A 20,978-nucleotide genomic window follows, 5' to 3' on the forward strand; every position below is an offset into this window, starting at 1 on the left:
AAAAATATTAGTTTTTAACAAAACGGTCATTTTGGATTTATAGGATTGTCACTATCCTAGCCAGCCGCGCCTTAGACCAAAGTCGCGAAATGATTAGTAACGATTGACTTGGATGTCACTCATTGGTGCTAAATCGCCGATCGAGCAGTAAGCGGGGCAGCAGACCCCTGCGCTGACGACTGACAAGAATTAGAACGTAAAGGAGCAATACATGCACAAGTCCAGCCTGGCCTTGGCCGTGGCCCTGGGTGTCTTCGCCCAGCAAGCAAGCGCTGCCGGTTTCGTCGAGGACAGCAAACTGTCCCTCAGCTCGCGCACCATGTACTTCGACAACGACAACCGTGAAGGCGCCAATGACAACCGTGAGTCGGGTCAGGGCTTCAAGCTCGACTACCTGTCCGGTTACACCCAAGGCGTCGTCGGTTTCGGTGTAGACGTTCAGGCGCTGTGGGGCATTCACCTGGACGGTGGCCGTGGTCACCACCCGAACAACAGCACCTTCTTCCCGAGCGACAGCGACGGTTCGGCCGTGCATGACTGGGCCCGTATCGGCGGCAACGCCAAGGCCCGTTTCTCCAAGACCGAGGCGCACTTCGGTAGCGCTCTGGCCCCGAACCTGCCGATCCTGGTGTCCAACGACGGCCGTCTGCTGCCACAGACCTTCGAAGGCGGCACCATCCAGTCGAAGGAAATCGACAACCTGACGATCAACGCCGGTCAGCTGACCCACGCCATGGGCCGTGCGTCGAGCAACCGTACGGGCCTGTCGGTCGCCGGTGCCACCGAAGACAGCAACAAGTTCCGCTACGGCGGTGCTGACTGGAAGGTCACCAAAGACCTGACGCTGCAGTACTACTACTCGAACCTGGAAGACTTCTACAAGCAGCACTTCCTGGGTCTGGTCCACGTCCTGCCGATCGCCGACAACCAGTCGCTCAAGACCGACCTGCGCTACTTCGACAGCAGCAGCGATGGCCGCAACGGTGACGCGGGCTACCGCTTCAACCAGAACGGCGGCTACGGCAAGACGCCAGGCGAGGTCGACAACAAGACCTGGTCCGCGATCTTCACCTATACCCTGAGCAGCCATGCGTTCACCCTGGGTCACCAGCGCGTCAACGACGACGGCGGTTTCGTCTGGCTGAACCAGGGCAACGTGACCAACGGCAACGGCCGTGCCGAAGGCGCCGGTGGTTCCAGCTTCTACCTGTTCACCGACAGCATGATCAACCAGTTCGCCCGAGCCGGTACCAACACCACCTTCGGCCAGTACGCCTACGATTTCACCAAGATCGGTGTGCCAGGCCTGAAGGCCTCGGTCACCTACCTGCGTGGCGACGACGTGCGTAACACCAATGGCAACGGCACCTACAGCGAATGGGAACGCGACGCCCGTATCGACTACGTGGTGCAGGAAGGCGTGTTCAAAGGCCTGGGCACCAGCCTGCGTCACGGTGTGTACCGTGGCAGCGGCGGCAACTCGCTGGCCGACCAGGACCAGACCCGTCTGATCTTCAACTACACTTACAACTTCCTGTAAGCCGTAGTCGAAAAAGCCTCGTTCATGACGAGGCTTTTTTTATGGGTGATATTTCATATGCCCACAGGGAATAAATAAATCCCTATTTATTCTTTTTCTTATTCCTCAAAAGCCCGCACAGTGACGCCATCAGGTCTACAGCACAGGAGCCCCACACCATGAGCCTCAAACTGGGCGACATCGCCCCCGACTTCGAGCAGGACTCCAGCGCCGGCAGGATTCGCTTCCACGAATGGCTCGGCGACAGCTGGGGCGTGCTGTTCTCGCACCCGGCGGACTTCACCCCAGTGTGCACCACCGAGCTGGGCCTGACCGCCAAGTTGAAAGACGAGTTCGCCAAGCGCGACGTCAAGGCCATTGCCTTGTCGGTCGATCCGGTCGATTCCCACCACGGCTGGATCAAGGACATCAACGAAACGCAGAACACCGTCGTCGATTTCCCGATCCTGGCCGATGCCGATCGCAAGGTCTCCGACCTCTACGACCTGATCCACCCGAATGCCAATGACACGCTGACCGTGCGCTCGTTGTTCGTGATCGACCCGAACAAGAAGGTCCGCCTGACCATCACCTATCCGGCCAGTACCGGACGCAACTTCAACGAGATCCTTCGGGTGATCGATTCGCTGCAGCTGACCGACAGCCACAAGGTCGCCACGCCCGCCAACTGGCAGGACGGTGACGAGGTGGTGATCGTGCCATCGCTCAAGGACGAAGACGAGATTCGCCAGCGCTTTCCCAAAGGGTATCGCGCCGTCAAACCTTACTTGCGTCTGACGCCGCAACCCAACCGGTGAGGGCAGACGCTGCACACGCTTAGCCAAAGCAGGGTACTCGGGCCGTTTCGACGGCCCTTTTTTATGAGCCATCGACAGGGAAAGAATCACGTACCCCAGGACCTATAAATATGGCATAACCAAATGAAAAAATATGATTTATGGGTATATGCGCTGACCTGTTAACGTGATTCCCAGTTCGACATCACCCCAAGACCTCGATAGCGCTCGCTACCAGGCACGGCCAGGGCTCCAGCTCAGCCAGCGATCCGAACCCGCCTTTCGCTTCATCGCTGTCCCACCTCACTGGTCCGTCAACGGACGAGCAGGTGCCACCTGAACCCATTCGTACAGGAGAGTGCCATGCGCACCGTCTTCGTGCGTCGTGGTCTGGTCGCCCTGTTCGCGGCGGCCGTGTCCTTCGGCGCGATCACCCAGGCCCAGGCAGAGACCCTGCGCATCGGCTACCAGAAATACGGCACCTTGGTGCTGCTCAAGGCCAAGGGCACGCTGGAAAAGCGCCTGGCCGCCCAAGGCGTCGACGTGCAGTGGACGGAGTTCCCAGGCGGCCCGCAGCTGCTGGAAGGGCTGAACGTGGGCTCCATCGATTTCGGCGTGACGGGCGAGACGCCACCGGTGTTCGCCCAGGCCGCCGGGGCCGATCTGGTCTATGTGGCCTACGAGCCGCCCGCGCCCCACAGCGAGGCCATTCTGGTGCCCAAGGACTCGCCCATCCAGTCGGTGCAGGCGCTCAAGGGCAAGAAGGTCGCCCTGAACAAGGGCTCCAACGTGCACTACCTGCTGGTGCGTGCCCTCGAGGACGCCGGCCTGACCTACCGCGACATCCAGCCGGTCTACCTGCCACCTGCCGACGCGCGTGCGGCGTTCGAGCGCGGCAGCGTCGACGCCTGGGTCATCTGGGATCCTTACCAGGCGGCCGCCGAGCAGCAATTGCAGGCCCGCACCCTGCGTGATGGCGAGCACCTGGTCGACAACCATCAGTTCTACCTGGCGACCCGCGGGTATGCGACCCAGCACCCGGCCGTGGTCAGTGCCCTGATCGACGAAGTCCGCGCGGTGGGCGAGTGGTCCCAGGCCAACCCCCAGCAGGTGACCGACCAGGTCGCGCCGCTGCTCGGGCTGCCTGCCGACATCACGCTCACTTCGGTCAAGCGCCAGGGCTACGGCGCTGCGCCGCTCACGCCCGAGGTGGTCGCCGCGCAACAGAAGATCGCCGACACCTTCCACACTTTGAAGCTGATCCCCAAGCCCTTGAGCATCCGCGACGTGATCTGGACACCCCCTGCCAAGGTCGCCAGCGCGCCTTGACGATCTGCCGCGCCGGGGCGCCGTCCCGGCCTGCGTCACCTTGAGGAGACAACTCCAATGAGTCTTGAAATATTCTGGTTCCTGCCCACCCACGGCGATGGCAAATACCTGGGGACGTCCGACGGTGCCCGTGCCGTCGACCACGGCTACCTGCAGCAGATCGCCCAGGCCGCCGACCGTCTTGGCTTCGGCGGGGTGCTGATCCCCACGGGGCGCTCCTGCGAAGATTCCTGGCTGGTGGCCGCCTCGCTGATCCCGGTCACCCAGCGACTCAAGTTCCTGGTCGCGCTGCGTCCCGGCATCATCTCGCCCACCGTGGCCGCACGGCAGGCCGCGACCCTGGACCGTCTGTCCGGCGGTCGCGCGCTGTTCAACTTGGTCACCGGCGGCGACCCGGACGAGCTCGCCGGCGACGGGCTGTTCCTGAGTCATGAGGAGCGCTACCAGGCGTCGGTCGAATTCACCCGCATCTGGCGCAAGGTGCTCGAAGGGGAGGTGGTCGACTACGACGGCCAGCACCTGCAGGTCAAGGGCGCTAAGCTGTTGTACCCACCGGTCCAGCAGCCGCGGCCGCCGCTGTATTTCGGTGGCTCTTCCGAAGCGGCCCAGGACCTGGCGGCCGAACAGGTCGAGCTGTACCTGACCTGGGGCGAGCCGCCGGCCGCCGTGGCCGAGAAGATCGCCCAGGTCCGTGCCAAGGCCGCCGCGCAAGGCCGCAGCGTACGCTTCGGCATCCGCCTGCACGTGATCGTGCGGGAAACCAACGACGAAGCCTGGCAGGCCGCCGAGCGGCTGATCTCGCACCTGGACGACGACACGATCGCCCGTGCCCAGGCTTCGCTGGCCCGCTTCGACTCGGTCGGCCAGCAGCGCATGGCGGCCCTGCACGGTGGCAAACGCGACCAGCTGGAAGTCAGCCCGAACCTGTGGGCCGGGGTCGGCCTGGTGCGCGGCGGTGCCGGCACGGCATTGGTCGGCGATGGGCCGACCGTGGCGGCGCGGGTCAAGGAATACGCCGCCCTGGGCATCGACACCTTCATCTTCTCGGGCTACCCGCACCTGGAAGAGTCGTATCGAGTGGCCGAGCTGCTGTTCCCGCACCTGGACGTGCAACGCCCGGCCGCAGCGGCCAGTGGCGGCTACGTGAGCCCGTTCGGCGAGATGGTCGCCAACGACATCCTGCCCACTGCCGCCGCACAGCGCTGAGGGCCTGGCCATGAGTCGTTCGAGCAACACCACCTGGGGTCAGCGCCTGGCGCCATGGGCACTGCCCGTGCTGCTGCTGGCCGTCTGGCAGCTGGCGGTCAGCGCCGGCTGGCTGTCGACCCGCATCCTGCCGGCGCCCAGCGCCGTGATCAGTGCAGGCGTCGAGCTGTTTCGCAGTGGCGAGATCTGGACCCACCTGGCCATCAGCGGCTGGCGGGCGGCCCTGGGCTTTCTGATCGGCGGCAGCATCGGCCTGCTGCTGGGGTTCATCACCGGCCTGTCGAACTGGGGCGAGCGCCTGCTCGACAGCTCGGTGCAGATGATCCGCAACGTGCCGCACCTGGCGCTGATCCCGCTGGTGATCCTGTGGTTCGGCATCGACGAGTCGGCGAAGATCTTTCTGGTCGCGCTGGGCACGTTGTTCCCGATCTACCTGAACACCTACCACGGTATCCGCAACGTCGACCCGGCGCTGGTGGAGATGGCGCGCAGCTACGGCCTGTCCGGGTTCGGCCTGTTCCGGCAGGTGATCCTGCCGGGCGCGCTGCCCTCGATCCTGGTCGGGGTGCGCTTCGCCCTCGGCTTCATGTGGTTGACCCTGATCGTGGCCGAGACCATTTCCGCCAACGCGGGGATCGGCTACCTGGCGATGAATGCCCGTGAATTCCTGCAGACCGACGTCGTAGTGCTGGCGATCGTGCTGTACGCCGTGCTGGGCAAGCTGGCCGACCTGGCCGCGCGTGGCCTGGAGCGCGCCTGGTTGCGCTGGCACCCGGCCTATCAACCTGCGAAGAAGGAGGGCGCATGACCTCGCTGACGGAACGACCCCCGCACCTGTTGCGCGGTATTCCCCTGGCCTCCCGTGGCCTGCGCAAGACATTCGGCAAGCGCGAGGTGCTGCGCGGCATCGACCTGCAGATCCCGGCCGGCCAGTTCGTCGCCATCGTCGGGCGCAGCGGCTGCGGCAAGAGCACGCTGCTGCGCCTGCTGGCCGGGCTGGACCAGCCCAGCGCAGGCCAGTTGCTGGCCGGTGCCGCGCCGTTGGAGGAGGCCCGCGATGACACGCGCCTGATGTTCCAGGACGCGCGCCTGCTGCCTTGGAAGAAAGTCATCGACAACGTCGGCCTGGGCCTGTCCGGCGACTGGCGCCCCCGTGCGCTGGACGCCCTGGCCTCGGTCGGTCTGGCCGAACGGGCTCAGGAATGGCCGGCGGCCTTGTCCGGCGGCCAGAAGCAGCGTGTGGCCCTGGCCCGCGCCTTGATCCACCAACCGCGCCTGCTGCTGCTCGACGAACCCCTGGGCGCCCTGGATGCCCTGACCCGCATCGAGATGCAGCAACTGATCGAACGCCTGTGGCACACCCATGGCTTCACCGTGCTGCTGGTGACCCACGACGTCCACGAAGCCGTGGCCGTGGCCGACCGCGTCATCCTCATCGAGGACGGCGAAGTCGGTCTGGACCTGACCATCGATCTGCCACGCCCACGGGTACACGGCTCGCATCGCCTGGCGGCGCTGGAAAGCCAGGTGCTCGAGCGCGTCCTGTCGCTGCCGGGCAACCCCCCGGAACCGGATCCTGTCGCCCCCCTGCCCACGCAACTGCGCTGGGCTCACTGAACCGTCCCTCGTCAGAAAAAGGAATCACGCCATGACCATCAAAGCGATCAACGTCCGCAACCAGTTCAAAGGCACCGTGAAGGAAATCCTCGAAGGCCCGGTGCTGTCGGAAATCGATGTCCAGACCGCCTCCGGCATCGTGACCTCGGTCATCACCACCCGCTCCGTGCGCGAGCTGGAACTGGTGGTCGGGAGCGAGGTGATCGCCTTCGTCAAATCGACCGAAGTATCGATCGCCAAGCTGTAGGCCAGGGCCGTACCGCCCCACGACCGCGCCCGTCGGCTGCCGCCTTTCGCTTCTGTCTGGAAGTCGTCGGGCGGCAGGCCTGCGGGGTTAGCGCTTGGCCAGCCACGGCGGCAGGTACACCCCCACGTACGCCACGAACACACGCAACCCTTCCTCGGCCATGCGCGGGGTGATCGCGCCATGCACCTGCAGCGAACGCGCATACACCCGGTCGCTCAACGCCATCGCCAGCGCGAACACGTCCACGTCATCGGGCAGGACCGGCAACTGGAAATGCCGATCGAACAAGGCCTGCATCAATGCACCCAGCTCCACGTCATGCTGCCGATCGGCCTGGTTGATCTCGACCAGGCCATGCTGCACCAGGATGAGCTGCCGCGCTGCCGCATCGGCCTGGTAGCGCTCGAGCATGCGCTGTTCGATCACCTTGGCCAGGTCGTGCCAGGTCTGCAACGAGGCGGCTTCCACCGGCGCCTGCAGCGTCGCGCGAAAGGCCTGATGCACGTCGAGGGTCAAGGCCTCGAGCAGGGCGGGAACGCTGGCGAAGAAGTGATAGACGGAGGAGGGCGGCATCCCGGCCAGCCGGGCCACGTCGTACATCGACAACCCGGCCACGCCCGATTCGGCCAGCAAGGTGCGAGCGGCCGCCAGGATGGCATCGATCCTCGCCTGGCTGCTGGCCCGCGGCTTGCGCGGGCCGGACATCCGGCTCATCAGTTGCTGATGGCCAGGATGCTCGCCTGGTAGGCGCTGACGAACAGGTCGAAGTCACCGACTTCCTCCTGCTCCAGGCGCGATTGCTCGAGCAGCGAGTCACGGGCGGTAGATTCGTAGGCCTGCTGGGTGGCGACGTCCAGCGGCGCTTCACGGAACGTCTCGGCGTGGGCACGGCTCTGGCGCAGCGAGAAGGCCACGAAGCCTTCCTGGTGCTCGTTCATGCGCGCCAGTACCTGGGCCGAAGGCGTCAGCGACACGTCGTCGACCTTGGCCTGTTGCGCTGCCAGGGCTTGGGCATGGGCGTCACCGCCATGGGCCTGGTCCAGCAGGTCGGCCACTTTGCCGATGCCTTCGAGCAGTTCGCTCGCCCATTGCGTCAGTGTCAACGACGCCTCACCCCGGCGCAGCTCCAGACCGGGGCGCCGACCTTCCTTGACCACCGACAGGAAGTTCTGCGTGCAGGTCTGGCATTCGTCCCCTTCGAACAGCGGGCTGTCCTGCAGCGCGCAATACAGCAGGAAGGCGTCCAGGAACCGTGCCTCGGTCAGGTCGATGCCGACCGGCAGCAGGGGGTTGATGTCCAGGCAGCGCACTTCGATGTACTGCACGCCACGCGCCATCAGCGCCTGGATCGGACGCTCGCCGGGGTAGGTCACCCGCTTGGGACGGATGTTCGAGTAGTACTCGTTCTCGATCTGCAGGATGTTGGTGTTGAGCTGGACCCAGTCGCCATCCTGGTGCGTGCCGACCTCGACGTAGGGCGGGTAGGGCGTCGCCACGGCCCGGCGCAGGCTGTCGGTGTAGCTGGCCAGGTTGTTGTAGCAGGGCGTGAGCCCGGCCTGGGCGTTGCTCTGGTAGCCCAGGTCGCTCATGCGCAGGCTGGTGGCGAATGGCAGGTAGAGGGTGTTGGCGTCGAAGGTCTCGAGCGAATGCGCACGGTCGCGCAGGAAGCCGGCGTCCAGCGCTGGCGATGCACCGAACAGGTACATGAGCAGCCAGCTGTAGCGGCGGAAGTTGCGGATCAGCGCGATGTAGGCCGACGACTGGAAGTCGCGGTCGCTCTGGCCGGTGTCCTGCCCGTCGCGCAACAGCGGCCACAGGGCCTCGGGCAACGAGAAGTTGTAATGGATGCCGGCGATGCACTGCATGGTCCGGCCATAGCGCAGGGCCAGGCCCTTGCGGTAGACGTGCTTGAGCTTGCCGAGGTTGGAGCTGCCGTACTCGGCGATCGGGATGTTCTCCTCGGTCGGCAGGGTGCACGGCATCGAGGGGCTCCACAGGTATTCGTTGTACAGCTTGCTGTAGACGAAGCGGTGGATCTGGTCGAGCTTTTCGAGCACCTCGGCCGGGTCGGCCAGCGCCGGGGTGATGAACTCCAGCAGCGACTCGGAATAGTCGGTGGTGATCTGCTCGTTGGTCAGCGCCGACCCCAGGGCTTCCGGGTGGGGCGTCTGGGCCAGACGACCTTCGTCGGTGACTCGCAGGCCCTCGCGCTCGATGCCGTGCAGGCACTGCTTGAGCAGGGGAAGATGGGCGCCGAGCAGGCTCAGGCGGCGGTTGAAGAGGTCGCTCAAGATGTATTCCTTCACACGTCAGTCGCCCCAATATGGGGGTAGCCTGGACGGTCTGCAAGGTTGGAAAAAGGGAACTGGCGTCGTCGCCCGGTCAACACGCGCTCCGGCAATGCCTGTGCACTGCCGAAGGTACCGTAAAGAATGCTCGGGCAGCTAGAGCAGGGCGAAGGTTCCCTGGGCCTTGGCGACCCGTTTGTCGCCCTGGAACACGTCGGCCTCCACCACCAGGGTGCGGCGACCTGCATGCAGCACGCGCGCCGTGCACAGGACCTCGCCTTCGCCGACCGCGCGCAGGTAGTTGATCTTGCACTCCAGGGTCACGCTGCTCTGGTCGAAACCGTGGCTGGCCGAGCAGGCCAGCCCCATGGCGATGTCGACCAGGCTGAACAGCGCGCCGCCGTGCAGCTTGCCGCCCCGGTTGCGCAGCGGTGGCGTCAGTTCGAGCGCGACCTCGGCCACCCCTTCGTCCAGACGGACCAGCCGGCAGCCGAGCAGCTGGCTGAACGCGCTTTCGACCTGGTCGAGCGGCACGTCCATCACTTCTTCTTCAACGACTTGGCATTGGCGAACAGCGCCGCCATGGCATTGTTGGCAGGGGCCGGCGTCTCGCGCTGACGGGCCGGTTGCGCGGCGCGCCCGCCTGACGGGGCACCGCTGCGGCCGCCGCGCTGGCCTTCGACCTTCTCACCCGGGGTGTCGCTCATGCGCATGGAGAGCCCCACGCGCTTGCGCGGAATGTCCACTTCCATGACCTTGACCTTGACCACGTCGCCGGCCTTGACCGCCTCGCGCGGGTCCTTGACGAACTTTTCGGACAACGCCGAAATGTGCACCAGACCGTCCTGGTGAACACCCACATCGACGAAGGCGCCGAAGTTGGTCACGTTGGTCACCACGCCCTCGAGGATCATGCCGGGCTGGAGGTCCTTGAGGTCTTCCACGCCGTCCTGGAAGGTGGCGGTCTTGAACTCCGGGCGTGGGTCACGGCCTGGCTTGTCTAGTTCCTGAAGGATGTCGGTGACCGTCGGCAGGCCGAAGGTCTCGTCGGTGAAGCGCTTGGGGTCGAGACGCTTGAGGAAGCCGCTGTCGCCGATCAGCGAGCGGATGTCGCGGTCGGTGGTGGCGGCGATGCGCTGGACCAGCGGGTAGGCTTCCGGGTGCACGGCCGATGCGTCCAGCGGGTTGTCGCCGTTCATCACGCGCAGGAAGCCGGCGGCCTGCTCGAAGGTCTTCTCGCCCAGGCGGCTGACCTTCTTCAAGGCTGCACGGGTCGCGAACGGCCCGTTGGCGTCACGGTGCGCGACGATGTTGTGCGCCAGGGTCGCATTGAGGCCGGAGATGCGTGCCAGCAGGGCGACCGAGGCGGTGTTCACGTCGACGCCCACGGCGTTCACGCAGTCCTCGACCACCGCGTCCAGGCCACGGGCCAGTTTCACCTGGGACACGTCGTGCTGGTACTGGCCGACGCCGATCGACTTGGGATCGATCTTCACCAGCTCGGCGAGCGGATCCTGCAGGCGGCGGGCGATCGACACCGCGCCACGCAGCGACACGTCCAGCTCGGGGAATTCACGGGCGGCCTGCTCCGAGGCCGAATACACCGACGCGCCGGCCTCCGAGACCATGACCTTGGTCATCTTCAGGGCGGGGTACTTCTTGATCAGCTCGGCGGCCAGCTTGTCCGTCTCGCGGCTGGCGGTGCCGTTGCCGATGGCGATCAGCTCGACCGAGTGCTTGGCGCACAGGGCCGCGAGCACGACCAGGGTGCGGTCCCAGTCGTTCTTCGGCACGTGCGGGTAGACGGTGGCCGTGTCGAGCAGCTTGCCGGTGCGGTCGACCACCGCGACCTTGCAGCCGGTGCGCAGCCCCGGGTCCAGCCCGAGCGTGGCACGCGGCCCGGCAGGGGCGGCCAGCAGCAGGTCGTGCAGGTTGTGGGCGAACACGTCGATGGCTTCGCCCTCGGCGCGCTCGCGCAGCTCGCCGAACAGATCGGTCTCCAGGTGGGTGTAGAGCTTGACCTTCCAGGTCCAGCGCACCACCTCGCCCAGCCATTTGTCGGCCGGACGGCCGCGGTTGGCCACGCCGACGTGCTCGCCGATCATCACCTCGCACGGGTGCAGGGTGCCAGGCAGTTCCTCGCCGACCTTGAGCGCGGCGCTCAACATGCCTTCGTTGCGCCCGCGGAAGATCGCCAGGGCACGGTGCGACGGTACGCTGCGCAGCAGCTCGTCATGGGCGAAATAGTCGCGGAACTTGGCGCCTTCTTCTTCCTTGCCGGCGACCAGGCGGGCGCTGAGCACCGCCTCCTGCTTGAGGAAGGTGCGCAGCTTCTCGAGCAGCCCGGCATCCTCGGCGAAGCGCTCCATGAGGATGTACTTGGCGCCTTCGAGGGCGGCCTTGACGTCGGCCACGCCCTTGTCGGCGTCGACGAAGCGCGCCGCTTCGGCCTCCGGGGTCAGCTGCGGATCGGCGAACAGGCCGTCGGCCAGCTCGCCGAGGCCCGCCTCGAGGGCGATCTGGCCCTTGGTGCGGCGCTTCTGCTTGTACGGCAGGTAGAGGTCTTCGAGACGGGTCTTGGTGTCGGCCAGGTTGATCTCGCGGGTCAGCTCGGGCGTCAGCTTGCCCTGCTCCTGGATGCTGGCCAGGATGCTGGCGCGGCGCTCGTCGAGTTCGCGCAGGTAGCGCAGGCGCTCTTCCAGGTGACGCAGCTGGGTGTCGTCCAGGCTGCCCGTCACCTCTTTGCGGTAGCGCGCGATGAAGGGCACGGTCGAACCTTCGTCCAACAGGGTGACGGCCGCCTCGACCTGCTGCGGGCGTACGCCCAGTTCCTCGGCGATACGGCTGTTGATGCTGTCCATGGAATCCACCTGAAAGTCTGTCGATGCCGGCGCCATGACCGGCGGCACTGGGAAAAGCCGCGCATTATACGCGCCGTATCCCGCTTGCGGTGATGGCCCGGCGCCAGGGCCGCGAAGCGGGTGCGGCGTTTCCTGGTGTGCATCGAGACCGTCCCGGCCTGGGCGAACCCGCGCCGCGCCGCGGATCCCGTGTCCTGGGAGGAAAAATCTGCTAACAATGCACCCGGCACGGCGACCCAGGGCTACGCCATAATGCGCGCCGAGATCAGAGGAGTTATCCATGAGCAGCACCGCAACCAACGCTGAAGGCGAAAAGATTCTCATCGTCGACGATGACCCGGGGCTGAGCAGCCTGCTGGAGCGCTTCTTCACCAGCAAGGGCTACCGTGCGCGCGCCGTCCCCAACGTGGAGCAGATGGACCGTCTGCTGGCCCGCGAAGTCTTCAATCTGATCGTGCTCGACCTCATGCTGCCGGGCGAGGATGGCCTCTCCGCCTGCCGTCGCCTGCGCGCGGGCAACAACCAGATCCCGATCATCATGCTCACCGCCAAGGGCGACGAGCTCAGCCGGATCAAGGGCCTGGAACTGGGGGCCGATGACTACCTGGCCAAACCGTTCAACCCCGACGAGCTGGTTGCCCGGGTCAAGGCCGTGCTGCGCCGTCAGGCCACCAGCGTCCCCGGTGCACCGGGCAGCGAGGACGAGACGGTCACCTTCGGCGACTACGAGCTGTCGCTGGCCACCCGCGAGCTGAAGAAGGGCGACGAAGTGCACATGCTCACCACCGGTGAGTTCGCCGTGCTCAAGGCCCTGGTCATGCACGCCCGTGAGCCGCTGACCCGCGACAAGCTGATGAACCTCGCCCGGGGTCGCGAGTGGGACGCGCTGGAGCGTTCTATCGACGTGCAGATCTCGCGCCTGCGGCGCATGATCGAGCCGGACCCGTCCAAGCCACGCTACATCCAGACGGTCTGGGGTGTCGGCTACGTCTTCGTGCCGGACGGAAACGCCGGCAAATGACGGTCAGCCCACTGGCTGGCTGTGCCGCGACAGGGCGGGCCCACGGGCTCGCCCTGTTTTCGTCTGTGGTGTCCGAGCCGGGCTCCCTGGTCCATTCGTCCCTGTACCCTGGTAGCCGTCCCCGATGAAAACCCCCGTGTGGTTCCCGCAAAGCTTCTTCGCCCGCACCCTCTGGCTGGTGCTGATCGTGGTGCTGTTCTCCAAGGCCCTGACTCTGGTCTACCTGCTGATGAACGAAGACGTGCTCGTCGATCGGCAGTACAGCCATGGCGTGGCCCTGACCCTGCGTGCCTACTGGGCGGCCGACGAGGAAAACCGCGACCAGATCGCCGAGGCCGCGGGCCTGATCCGGGTCACTGGCGCGGGCGTGCCCGAGGGCGAGCAGCACTGGCCCTACAGCGAGATCTACCAGCGCCAGATGCAGGCCGAGCTGGGCGAGGACACCGAGGTGCGCCTGCGCATCCACGCACCGCCCGCGCTCTGGGTCAATGCGCCCAGCCTGGGGCCTGGCTGGCTGAAGGTGCCGCTGTATCCGCACCCGCTCCGTGGGCAGAAGATCTGGAACGTGCTGGGCTGGTTCCTGGCCATCGGCCTGCTCTCCACCGCGTCGGCCTGGATCTTCGTGCGTCAGCTCAACCAGCCGCTCAAGCGCCTGGTGTTCGCCGCACGCCAGCTGGGGCAGGGGCGCAGTGTCCGTCTGCCGATCAGCGACACGCCCAGTGAAATGACCGAGGTGTACCGCTCGTTCAACCAGATGGCCGAGGATGTCGAGCAGGCCGCACGGGAGCGTGAGCTGATGCTGGCAGGCGTGTCGCACGACCTGCGCACGCCGCTGACACGGTTGCGCCTGTCCCTCTCCCTGTTGCCCAGCGAGAGCGAGCTGACCGACGGCATGGTGCGCGACATCGAAGACATGGACGCCATCCTCGACCAGTTCCTGGCCTTCATCCGTGATGGACGCGACGAGCCGGTCGAGGAGGTCGATCTGGTGAGCCTGGTGCACGAGGTGGTGGCGCCGTTCAATCAGCCGGAGGAGCGCGTACGGCTGTGCCTGGAACCCATCCCACCCTTCCCGCTGCGCCGGGTCTCGGTCAAGCGCATGCTGACCAACCTGGTAGGCAATGCCCTGTATCACGCGGGCGAGGCCGTGGAGGTCGCCGCGTCCGTGTCCGGGGACCAGGGCGCCCCTTACGTGGTGCTGAGCGTGCTCGACCGAGGCGCGGGCATCGACCCGTCGGAGCTGGAGACCATCTTCAACCCGTTCATCCGCGGCGATCGGGCCCGCAGTGGCAAGGGCACCGGGCTGGGCCTGGCCATCGTCAAGCGCATCGCCGCGCAGCATGGCGGCAACGTCGAGCTGCGCAACCGCTCGGGCGGGGGGATCGAAGCCCGTGTCCGTCTGCCGTTGGGGCTGTTGCTGCCGCGCGATGCGGTCTGAGCTGCCGCCCTGGGTCCGACCCTGCCAGGCGAGGTGACTGGCAGGGCCCGGAGTCAGCCCTTGCCCTTGGTGCGGGTCTGGTTCGGCCCGCCGTGTTTTTCCAGGTGCTCGATGATCATGCCGGCGACGTCCTTGCTGGTGGTGACTTCGATGCCCTCCAGCCCGGGCGACGAGTTGACCTCCATGACCAACGGCCCGTGATTGGAGCGCAGGATGTCCACACCGGCGACGCTCAGGCCCATGACCTTGGCGGCACGGATGGCGGTCATGCGCTCTTCGGGGGTGATCTTGATCAGGCTGGCGACACCACCGCGGTGCAGGTTGGAGCGGAACTCGCCAGGCTTGGCCTGACGCTTCATGGAGGCGATGACCTTGTCGCCCACCACGAAGCAGCGGATGTCGGCGCCGCCGGCTTCCTTGATGTATTCCTGGACCATGATGTTCTGCTTGAGGCCCATGAAGGCCTCGATCACCGATTCGGCGGCCTTGGTGGTCTCGCACAGCACCACACCGATGCCCTGTGTCCCTTCCAGCACCTTGATCACCAAGGGCGCGCCGTTGACCATCTGGATGAGGTCCGGAATGTCGTCGGGCGAATGGGCGAAGCCGGTGACCGGCAGGCCGATGCCCCGTCGCGACAGCAGCTGCAGCGAGCGCAGCTTGTCCCGCGAGCGGGCGATGGCGACCGATTCGTTGAGCGGGAACACGCCCATCATCTCGAACTGCCGCAGCACCGCGCAGCCGTAGAAGGTCACCGAGGCGCCGATGCGCGGGATCACCGCATCGAAGCCTTCCAGGGGCTTGCCCCGGTAGTGGATCTGCGGCTTGTGGCTGGCGATGTTCATGTAGGCGCGCAGGGTATCGATCACCACCATTTCATGGCCGCGTTGAGTACCGGCTTCGACCAGGCGGCGGGTTGAATACAGACGCGGGTTACGCGAAAGCACAGCGATCTTCATGCAGCACCTGTGGCTGGAATGGTTGAAACCGGAAAGGCCGGTTTATCCTGGACGTACTTCAGACCCGGGTTGACCACCAGCTGGCCCTGGACCAACGCCTTGGAGCCCAGCAGCAGGCGATAGCGCATGGTCTTGCGACAGGTCAGCGTGAACTCGACGTCCCAGACCCGATCGCCCAATGCCAGGGGCGTGCGGATCACGTAGCGATGCTGGGCGTGGCCGTTCGAGCTCTTGATGGTCTTCATGGTCACCAGGGGCGCTTCGCAGCGGCGATGCCGCAGCTGCACGATCGAACCGAGGTGGGCAGTGAATCTGACCCACGGCTGGCCGTCTCGTTCGAACGGCTCGATGTCCGTCGCATGCAGGGCGGAAGTGCTGGCCCCGGTGTCGACCTTGGCGCGCAGACCGGCCAGGCCGAGCAGCGGCAGGGCCACCCACTCGCGCAGGCCGATCACACTCAGGTGGTCAAATGTTTTCACGAATGCATAACCCTGTGAATGCAGGTGGGCACTGTAAAGCACGGCAGAGCGTTTTTGCATTCGCCACCGACAGTAGTACAGTTCTGTGACAGACAGCATTCGAGGAAGCGAGATGGCGCAAAAGCCGGAAGAAGACGACAAGGTCCGTCTGGATAAATGGCTATGGGCGGCGCGATTCTACAAGACCCGTGCCCTGGCCAAGGCGGCGATCGAAAGCGGCAAGGTGCACTGTCGGGGCGAGCGCTGCAAGCCGGGCAAGGAACCGCGCATCGGCGACCACTTCGTGCTGCGCACCGGCTTCGATGAGCGCACGGTGGTGGTCAAGGCGCTCTCCGTGGTACGCCGCGGCGCGCCGGAGGCCCAGACGCTGTACGAGGAAACCGAGGACAGCATCAAGCGCCGTCAGCAGGCGGCGGACCTGCGCAAGGCCGGGGCGCTCGGTGTGACCACCGAGGGGCGCCCGACCAAGAAACAGCGGCGTCAGATTCATCAACTGCACGGCAGTCACGACTGACGCGAAGGGGCGTCCAGGCGCCCCTGGGTCATCCACGTGGCGTCTTGACCACGCTCAGGCACTTGACCAGTGGCAGCCGCGCCAGCAGCGCGAACAACCCGGACGTCCAGCGCAGCAGGGCCGCGCTGGCCTTGGCCGCCAGGGGGGTGTAGCAGCTCCAGCCCAAGGCCAGGATCGCCATCAGCAGACCACCGATGTAGTCGTCCTGCCCCCAGTGGGCGCCGGCGACCAGGCGCGGCAGCATGAACAGCACGGCCAGGCCCCAGATCACCAGGTACTGCCCGACACGGCGGCTGAACAGGCTCATGAACAGGGCCCAGATCAGCAGCACCGAGGCATGGTCACCCGGGAAACTCTGGCCGGAACGGTCCTTGAGTTCCCAGCGCGATTCCAGGTGCGGATAGAAATCGCTCAGGCGCACGGCGTCGGGCAGCACCATCGAAGGGCTCTCGTGTTGCCAGCCCATCGCGTCGGTCCACTTGGAAAACAGCGCGCGAATCACCACTAACAGGATCAGCGTGACCAGAAAGCCAAAGAAGGCTTCGCGAACCTGGCAGGCCTTGAACACCCAGTTGCCCTTGATCAGCAGCCCCAGCAGGATCAGCCCCACGACGATGTCGAACGGGCGCAGGCTGCCCACCGTCCAGATGGAGCGCCAGACGACATGGTCGGTCAGCGGCGCGTTGAGGCTGTGGAACAGCCATTCGTCGAATGCGGTGCACAACATCTGGCCAAGTGGCCATAACCAGAAACACAGTAGAGCGATGGGCAGCAGGGTACAGGCTGCCAACGGCCCCCAAGACCACTTGGCTTGGAACAGTGGCCGATTGTCCATAAGATACCTTCCATTACACGCAGGGATTCGAGACGCCACGAGGGCGCCAAAACGGGCTCGTCATCGAGCTGCAAACATTTTGTCATCATTTTCAGATACCCAGAACTCATGCACGATATTCCCGAGACCGATTTCACCCAACGTTTCATCTTCGATGACCGCGATGTGCGCGGCGAGTGGGTGGAGCTGGACCGCAGCTACGCCGAAGTCCTGGCGCGCCATCCCTACCCGCGCCCGGTCGCGCTGCTGCTCGGCGAGCTCATGGCCGCTGCTGCGCTGCTGGTCGGCACGCTGAAGTTCGACGGCATCATGACCTTGCAGGCGCGCTCGTCGGGACCGATTCCCTTGCTGATGGTCGAGTGCTCCAGCGAGCGCGACATCCGTGGCATGGCCCGTTACGAGGCCGAGCAGATCGCCGACGATGCCACCCTGCACCAGATGATGCCGGCCGGTGACCTGACCTTGACCATCGATCCGGTCAAGGGCCAGCGTTACCAGGGCATCGTCGACCTGGACGGCGACGACCTGTCCCAATGCTTCACCAACTACTTCGTGCAGTCGCAGCAAGTGAATACGCGCTTCTGGCTCGATGCCGATGGCGAGCATGCCCGTGGCCTGTTGCTGCAACAGCTGCCGGTCGACCGTGAGCGCGACGAGGACGACCGTGCCGCCAGCTGGCAGCACGTCACGACCCTGGCCACGACCCTGTCGCACGAAGAGCTGCTGACGCTCGACAACCAGACCCTGTTGCATCGCCTGTACCACGACGAAGCCGTCCGCCTCTTCGAGACCCACCCGCTGCGCTTCCGTTGCAGCTGCTCCCGCGAGCGTTCCGGCAATGCCCTGATCAGCCTGGGCGAAGCCGATGCACTGGCCCTCGTCCATGAACTGAACAACCGCGTCGAAGTCGATTGCCAGTTCTGCAACGAGCGCTATGTATTCGATGAAGCCGATATTCGCCAACTGTTTGCAGGGGGCGGGACAGAAGCGCCGTCAGAAACTCGTCACTGAAACGTTTAATCTCAGGGGATTCTCCTGTCATGCAGCGCTAAGCGGCTGTTCTGACAGGAGGGGTCTACTTTTTTTGGGCGTTTCTGGCATAATCCGGCCACTTTTTTTCGCTGTAGTAGTTTGGAACAGACGACTACAAAACGTTTGGAACACTCGGCCGCAGGCCTGATAGGGTATTCTCATGACGCAAGCCAACAACACCGTGTACACCGACCTGAATGTCGATGATCTGGTAAAAGAAGCGCTGTCTCGCGGTGAAGGGGAGTTGGCTGACACGGGTGCGCTGGTCGTGCAAACCGGCCACCGTACCGGGCGTTCGCCAGCCGATCGTTTCATCGTCGACGAGCCGAGCACCACCGAGGCCATCGCCTGGGGCCCGATCAACCGCAAGTTCCCGGCCGACAAGTTCGATGCCCTGTGGGACCGCGTCGAGGCGTTCAACGCTGCTCAGGACCACTTCGTTTCCTACGTTCACGTAGGGGCGGCAGCCGAGCACTACCTGCCGGTCAAGATGACCACCCAGACTGCTTGGCAGAACCTGTTCGGCCGTTGCCTGTTCATCAATCCTGCCCAGTACAACCCGGCAGGCCGTGATGAGTGGCAGATCCTCAACGTGGCCAACTTCGAGTGCGTGCCCGAGCGTGATGGCACCAACTCCGATGGCTGCGTGATCATCAACTTCGCTCAGAAGAAAGTGCTCATCGCGGGCATGCGCTATGCCGGCGAAATGAAGAAAGCCATGTTCTCGGTGCAGAACTTCCTGCTGCCAGCGGCCGACGTGCTGCCGATGCACTGCGCTGCCAACATTGGCGAAGACGGCGACGTCACTTTGTTCTTCGGCCTGTCCGGCACCGGTAAGACCACCCTGTCGGCCGACGAAAGCCGTTACCTGATCGGTGACGACGAGCACGGCTGGGGCGAAGGCGTGGTGTTCAACATGGAAGGCGGTTGCTATGCCAAGTGCATCGACCTGTCCGAGAAGAACGAGCCGGTCATCTGGAAAGCCATCAAGCACGGTGCGGTGCTGGAAAACGTCATCATCAATGACGCCAAGCACGCCGACTACACCGACGTCAGCCTGACCCAGAACAGCCGTGCCGCCTACCCGCTCGAGCACGTTGCCAAGCGCTCCGACGCCAACCTGGGCGGCGAGCCGAACGCGGTCATCTTCCTGACCTGCGACCTGACCGGCGTACTGCCTCCGGTGTCGATCCTGAACAACGAGCAGGCGGCCTACCACTTCCTGTCCGGCTACACCGCTCTGGTCGGTTCCACCGAGATGGGGTCGGGCAGCGGCATCAAGTCGACCTTCTCCACCTGCTTCGGCGCACCGTTCTTCCCGCGTCCGGCCGGTGAATACGCCGAACTGCTGATCAAGCGGATCAATGGTTTCGGTTCGAAGGTCTACCTGGTCAACACCGGCTGGACCGGTGGTGGCTATGGCGTCGGCAAGCGCTTCAACATCCCGACCACCCGTGCGGTGATCGCGGCCATCCAGAGCGGCGCGCTGGTCGGTGCCGAGACCGAGCACCTGGGCATCATCAACCTGGACGTGCCGAAAGCCGTGCCGGGCGTCGAGACCAACCTGCTCAACCCACGCAACACCTGGGCTGACCCGGCTGCCTACGACGAAGCTGCCAAGGGCCTGGCCAAGCTGTTCATCGAGAACTTCAAGAAGTTCGAAGTCTCCGACGCCATCACGGCTGCGGGCCCACAGCTGTAAGACACTGCTGAATTGCCCGACGGCTCAGTCACTGAGGCCGTCGGGTTGAAGCACCCAGGGCCGCCCGGCGGCCCATCGCTGGCAAGCCAGCTCCCACAAGGCACGCACAGGTGCCACGTGCCTTGTGGGAGCTGGCTTGCCAGCGATTTGGCTGCGCAGCAGCCACCCGGACACCCTCTGACCCATAGGGCGCCCTCCATGATCGATGCTCCCTCCCGTACCGATTGCGGTTACTTCCATACCCTCACCAGCCGTTACCAGGACAACGACGCCAATGGCTTCCTGTCGGGCGCAGCCGTGCACGCCTGCTTCGAGTCCGCCGTGCAGGCGTTCTTGCTGCAACGGGCCGGGCTCGACCTGCGTGAAGGGGCGTTGGCGGCCTTCGTGATCCACACCTCGGCGGACTTCCTGGCACTGCCCGGCTTCCCGGACGAACTCGAGGTGGGACTGGGTATCTTGGGCGCCAGCGGCAGTACCGTGGAATATCGACTGGTGCTGTTTCGTCAGGGCGAGGACCAGGCCTGCGCTACGGGCAGGTGGGTGCAGGTGTTCGTCGATCGCGCCAGCGGCGAGCCGGCGCGGTTACCAGAAGGGCTGAAAGAGGCGCTGCGGGCCTTGTAGGGCGTTGACCGGCTGCAAGCCTGCGCCGGTCGGGCGCTGCCCTCAGCGATGGCGCCAGTGGCGCTTGTGCTTGCGATGGCCGTAGTGATGACCGCGATCATGGCGACGGTTGTCATAGCCACGGCGATCGCGACGATCGTCCTGGTCGGCCTTGTTACCCATGTAGTTGCCCAGGGCACCGCCAGCGCCACCGCCTGCCGCTGCACCGATCAGGCTGCCGGTGTTGCCGCCTACGCTGCGCCCGACCACGTTACCACCGGCTGCACCCAGGGCACCGCCAATGGCGGCTTCACCGCGCTGGCGTTTGTCGGCACCGACGGCACTGCCGGCTGCGCCACCCAGGCCGGCCCCGATGGCCGAACCGGTGCTGCCACCGATCGACTGGCCCACGACGGAGCCGAGTACCCCACCCAATGCGCCACCGACACCGGCTTCGGTGTTGCCACCCGCCATGACGGCACCACTGAACAGGCCAAAGGACAACAAAAGAATCGAGGAGTACTTCTTCATTGA

Annotated in this window: 21 protein-coding genes; 13 read left to right on the forward strand and 8 right to left on the reverse strand. The window is 65.1% G+C overall.

Translation table 11 applies throughout. From position 1 onward, the window contains the following. The first annotated feature begins 211 nt into the window (after positions 1 to 211). The 7 genes from APT63_00890 (at position 212) to APT63_00920 (ending at position 6,715) form a co-directional block, all read left to right on the forward strand. Positions 212 to 1,540, forward strand: a complete 1,329-nt coding sequence (locus tag APT63_00890) for a porin (GenBank protein AMA44278.1) — start codon at positions 212 to 214, stop codon at positions 1,538 to 1,540. 158 nt (positions 1,541 to 1,698) lie between these two features. Next, a complete protein-coding gene (locus tag APT63_00895) occupies positions 1,699 to 2,337 on the forward strand; it encodes a peroxidase (GenBank protein AMA44279.1) in 639 nt (212 codons plus the stop codon). A 342-nt stretch (positions 2,338 to 2,679) separates the two neighbouring features. Continuing rightward, positions 2,680 to 3,645 carry an ABC transporter substrate-binding protein gene (locus APT63_00900; GenBank protein AMA44280.1) on the forward strand — a complete coding sequence of 322 codons (966 nt, stop codon included), beginning with the start codon at positions 2,680 to 2,682 and terminating at the stop codon, positions 3,643 to 3,645. 57 nt (positions 3,646 to 3,702) lie between these two features. After that, the gene (locus APT63_00905) at positions 3,703 to 4,851 is read left to right on the forward strand and encodes an alkanesulfonate monooxygenase (GenBank protein AMA44281.1); all 1,149 of its coding nucleotides are present in this window, start codon (positions 3,703 to 3,705) and stop codon (positions 4,849 to 4,851) included. 10 nt (positions 4,852 to 4,861) lie between these two features. Continuing rightward, positions 4,862 to 5,659 carry an alkanesulfonate transporter permease subunit gene (gene ssuC, locus APT63_00910; GenBank protein ID AMA44282.1) on the forward strand — a complete coding sequence of 266 codons (798 nt, stop codon included), beginning with the start codon at positions 4,862 to 4,864 and terminating at the stop codon, positions 5,657 to 5,659. Beyond that, positions 5,656 to 6,468 carry an aliphatic sulfonate ABC transporter ATP-binding protein gene (ssuB, locus tag APT63_00915; GenBank protein AMA44283.1) on the forward strand — a complete coding sequence of 271 codons (813 nt, stop codon included), beginning with the start codon at positions 5,656 to 5,658 and terminating at the stop codon, positions 6,466 to 6,468. The genes ssuC and ssuB overlap by 4 nt, the downstream gene beginning before the upstream one ends. A 31-nt stretch (positions 6,469 to 6,499) precedes the next feature. Beyond that, entirely contained in the window at positions 6,500 to 6,715 is a 216-nt protein-coding gene (locus APT63_00920; GenBank protein ID AMA44284.1) for a transporter, read from the forward strand. An 87-nt stretch (positions 6,716 to 6,802) separates the two neighbouring features. Here APT63_00920 and APT63_00925 read toward each other — a convergent pair whose 3' ends face one another. The 4 genes from APT63_00925 to APT63_00940 form a co-directional block, all read right to left on the reverse strand. After that, positions 6,803 to 7,429: a TetR family transcriptional regulator gene (locus APT63_00925; GenBank protein AMA44285.1), complete on the reverse strand. Its 627-nt coding sequence runs from the start codon at positions 7,427 to 7,429 to the stop codon at positions 6,803 to 6,805. Then, entirely contained in the window at positions 7,429 to 9,021 is a 1,593-nt protein-coding gene (locus APT63_00930) for a glutamate--cysteine ligase (protein AMA44286.1), read from the reverse strand. Before APT63_00930 ends, APT63_00925 begins: the two co-directional genes overlap by 1 nt. Positions 9,022 to 9,159: 138 nt before the next feature. Further along, positions 9,160 to 9,543: a hypothetical protein gene (locus tag APT63_00935; protein AMA44287.1), complete on the reverse strand. Its 384-nt coding sequence runs from the start codon at positions 9,541 to 9,543 to the stop codon at positions 9,160 to 9,162. Next, positions 9,543 to 11,864 carry an RNA-binding transcriptional accessory protein gene (locus tag APT63_00940; protein AMA44288.1) on the reverse strand — a complete coding sequence of 774 codons (2,322 nt, stop codon included), beginning with the start codon at positions 11,862 to 11,864 and terminating at the stop codon, positions 9,543 to 9,545. Before APT63_00940 ends, APT63_00935 begins: the two co-directional genes overlap by 1 nt. Positions 11,865 to 12,144: 280 nt before the next feature. Between APT63_00940 and APT63_00945 the strand changes: the two genes are divergently transcribed. Together APT63_00945 and APT63_00950 are read left to right on the forward strand one after the other, a co-directional pair. Further along, positions 12,145 to 12,885, forward strand: a complete 741-nt coding sequence (locus APT63_00945; GenBank protein AMA44289.1) for a two-component system response regulator — start codon at positions 12,145 to 12,147, stop codon at positions 12,883 to 12,885. A gap of 124 nt (positions 12,886 to 13,009) precedes the next feature. Next, entirely contained in the window at positions 13,010 to 14,323 is a 1,314-nt protein-coding gene (locus tag APT63_00950) for an ATPase (protein AMA44290.1), read from the forward strand. A 53-nt stretch (positions 14,324 to 14,376) separates the two neighbouring features. On the opposite strand, the gene APT63_00955 is transcribed toward APT63_00950, so the two are convergent. Then, on the reverse strand, positions 14,377 to 15,282 hold the full coding sequence (locus APT63_00955; protein ID AMA44291.1) for a ribosomal protein S6 modification protein: 906 nt from the start codon (positions 15,280 to 15,282) through the stop codon (positions 14,377 to 14,379). After that, positions 15,279 to 15,761 carry a ribosomal protein S6 modification protein gene (locus APT63_00960; protein AMA47758.1) on the reverse strand — a complete coding sequence of 161 codons (483 nt, stop codon included), beginning with the start codon at positions 15,759 to 15,761 and terminating at the stop codon, positions 15,279 to 15,281. Before APT63_00960 ends, APT63_00955 begins: the two co-directional genes overlap by 4 nt. Positions 15,762 to 15,873: 112 nt before the next feature. On the opposite strand from APT63_00960, the gene APT63_00965 reads away from it, so the two are divergent. Next, positions 15,874 to 16,275 carry an RNA-binding protein gene (locus APT63_00965; protein ID AMA44292.1) on the forward strand — a complete coding sequence of 134 codons (402 nt, stop codon included), beginning with the start codon at positions 15,874 to 15,876 and terminating at the stop codon, positions 16,273 to 16,275. A 28-nt stretch (positions 16,276 to 16,303) separates the two neighbouring features. On the opposite strand, the gene APT63_00970 is transcribed toward APT63_00965, so the two are convergent. Beyond that, a complete protein-coding gene (locus APT63_00970; protein ID AMA44293.1) occupies positions 16,304 to 17,110 on the reverse strand; it encodes a phosphoesterase in 807 nt (268 codons plus the stop codon). 108 nt (positions 17,111 to 17,218) lie between these two features. On the opposite strand from APT63_00970, the gene APT63_00975 reads away from it, so the two are divergent. The 3 genes from APT63_00975 (at position 17,219) to APT63_00985 (ending at position 20,465) form a co-directional block, all read left to right on the forward strand. Next, on the forward strand, positions 17,219 to 18,121 hold the full coding sequence (locus tag APT63_00975) for a molecular chaperone Hsp33 (GenBank protein ID AMA44294.1): 903 nt from the start codon (positions 17,219 to 17,221) through the stop codon (positions 18,119 to 18,121). 181 nt (positions 18,122 to 18,302) lie between these two features. Continuing rightward, positions 18,303 to 19,844, forward strand: coding sequence for a phosphoenolpyruvate carboxykinase (locus tag APT63_00980; protein AMA44295.1), 1,542 nt, complete (start codon positions 18,303 to 18,305; stop codon positions 19,842 to 19,844). A 198-nt stretch (positions 19,845 to 20,042) separates the two neighbouring features. Continuing rightward, complete coding sequence (locus APT63_00985) at positions 20,043 to 20,465, forward strand: thioesterase (GenBank protein AMA44296.1); 423 nt, start codon at positions 20,043 to 20,045, stop codon at positions 20,463 to 20,465. A gap of 42 nt (positions 20,466 to 20,507) precedes the next feature. On the opposite strand, the gene APT63_00990 is transcribed toward APT63_00985, so the two are convergent. Beyond that, the gene (locus APT63_00990; protein ID AMA44297.1) at positions 20,508 to 20,975 is read right to left on the reverse strand and encodes a hypothetical protein; all 468 of its coding nucleotides are present in this window, start codon (positions 20,973 to 20,975) and stop codon (positions 20,508 to 20,510) included. Positions 20,976 to 20,978 lie beyond the last annotated feature (3 nt).

It is taken from the genome of Pseudomonas monteilii (assembly GCA_001534745.1).
Lineage (GTDB): Bacteria > Pseudomonadota > Gammaproteobacteria > Pseudomonadales > Pseudomonadaceae > Aquipseudomonas > Aquipseudomonas alabamensis.

What these genes read in the sequence shown, in the direction of transcription:
- APT63_00890 (AMA44278.1), top strand. Translation starts at nt 212, where the DNA reads ATGCACAAGTCCAGCCTGGCCTTGGCCGTGGCCCTGGGTGTCTTCGCC.
- APT63_00895 (AMA44279.1), top strand. Translation starts at nt 1,699, where the DNA reads ATGAGCCTCAAACTGGGCGACATCGCCCCCGACTTCGAGCAGGACTCC.
- APT63_00900 (AMA44280.1), top strand. Translation starts at nt 2,680, where the DNA reads ATGCGCACCGTCTTCGTGCGTCGTGGTCTGGTCGCCCTGTTCGCGGCG.
- APT63_00905 (AMA44281.1), top strand. Translation starts at nt 3,703, where the DNA reads ATGAGTCTTGAAATATTCTGGTTCCTGCCCACCCACGGCGATGGCAAA.
- ssuC (AMA44282.1), top strand. Translation starts at nt 4,862, where the DNA reads ATGAGTCGTTCGAGCAACACCACCTGGGGTCAGCGCCTGGCGCCATGG.
- ssuB (AMA44283.1), top strand. Translation starts at nt 5,656, where the DNA reads ATGACCTCGCTGACGGAACGACCCCCGCACCTGTTGCGCGGTATTCCC.
- APT63_00920 (AMA44284.1), top strand. Translation starts at nt 6,500, where the DNA reads ATGACCATCAAAGCGATCAACGTCCGCAACCAGTTCAAAGGCACCGTG.
- APT63_00925 (AMA44285.1), bottom strand. Translation starts at nt 7,429, where the DNA reads ATGAGCCGGATGTCCGGCCCGCGCAAGCCGCGGGCCAGCAGCCAGGCG.
- APT63_00935 (AMA44287.1), bottom strand. Translation starts at nt 9,543, where the DNA reads ATGGACGTGCCGCTCGACCAGGTCGAAAGCGCGTTCAGCCAGCTGCTC.
- APT63_00940 (AMA44288.1), bottom strand. Translation starts at nt 11,864, where the DNA reads ATGGACAGCATCAACAGCCGTATCGCCGAGGAACTGGGCGTACGCCCG.
- APT63_00945 (AMA44289.1), top strand. Translation starts at nt 12,145, where the DNA reads ATGAGCAGCACCGCAACCAACGCTGAAGGCGAAAAGATTCTCATCGTC.
- APT63_00950 (AMA44290.1), top strand. Translation starts at nt 13,010, where the DNA reads ATGAAAACCCCCGTGTGGTTCCCGCAAAGCTTCTTCGCCCGCACCCTC.
- APT63_00955 (AMA44291.1), bottom strand. Translation starts at nt 15,282, where the DNA reads ATGAAGATCGCTGTGCTTTCGCGTAACCCGCGTCTGTATTCAACCCGC.
- APT63_00965 (AMA44292.1), top strand. Translation starts at nt 15,874, where the DNA reads ATGGCGCAAAAGCCGGAAGAAGACGACAAGGTCCGTCTGGATAAATGG.
- APT63_00970 (AMA44293.1), bottom strand. Translation starts at nt 17,110, where the DNA reads ATGGACAATCGGCCACTGTTCCAAGCCAAGTGGTCTTGGGGGCCGTTG.
- APT63_00975 (AMA44294.1), top strand. Translation starts at nt 17,219, where the DNA reads ATGCACGATATTCCCGAGACCGATTTCACCCAACGTTTCATCTTCGAT.
- APT63_00980 (AMA44295.1), top strand. Translation starts at nt 18,303, where the DNA reads ATGACGCAAGCCAACAACACCGTGTACACCGACCTGAATGTCGATGAT.
- APT63_00985 (AMA44296.1), top strand. Translation starts at nt 20,043, where the DNA reads ATGATCGATGCTCCCTCCCGTACCGATTGCGGTTACTTCCATACCCTC.
- APT63_00990 (AMA44297.1), bottom strand. Translation starts at nt 20,975, where the DNA reads ATGAAGAAGTACTCCTCGATTCTTTTGTTGTCCTTTGGCCTGTTCAGT.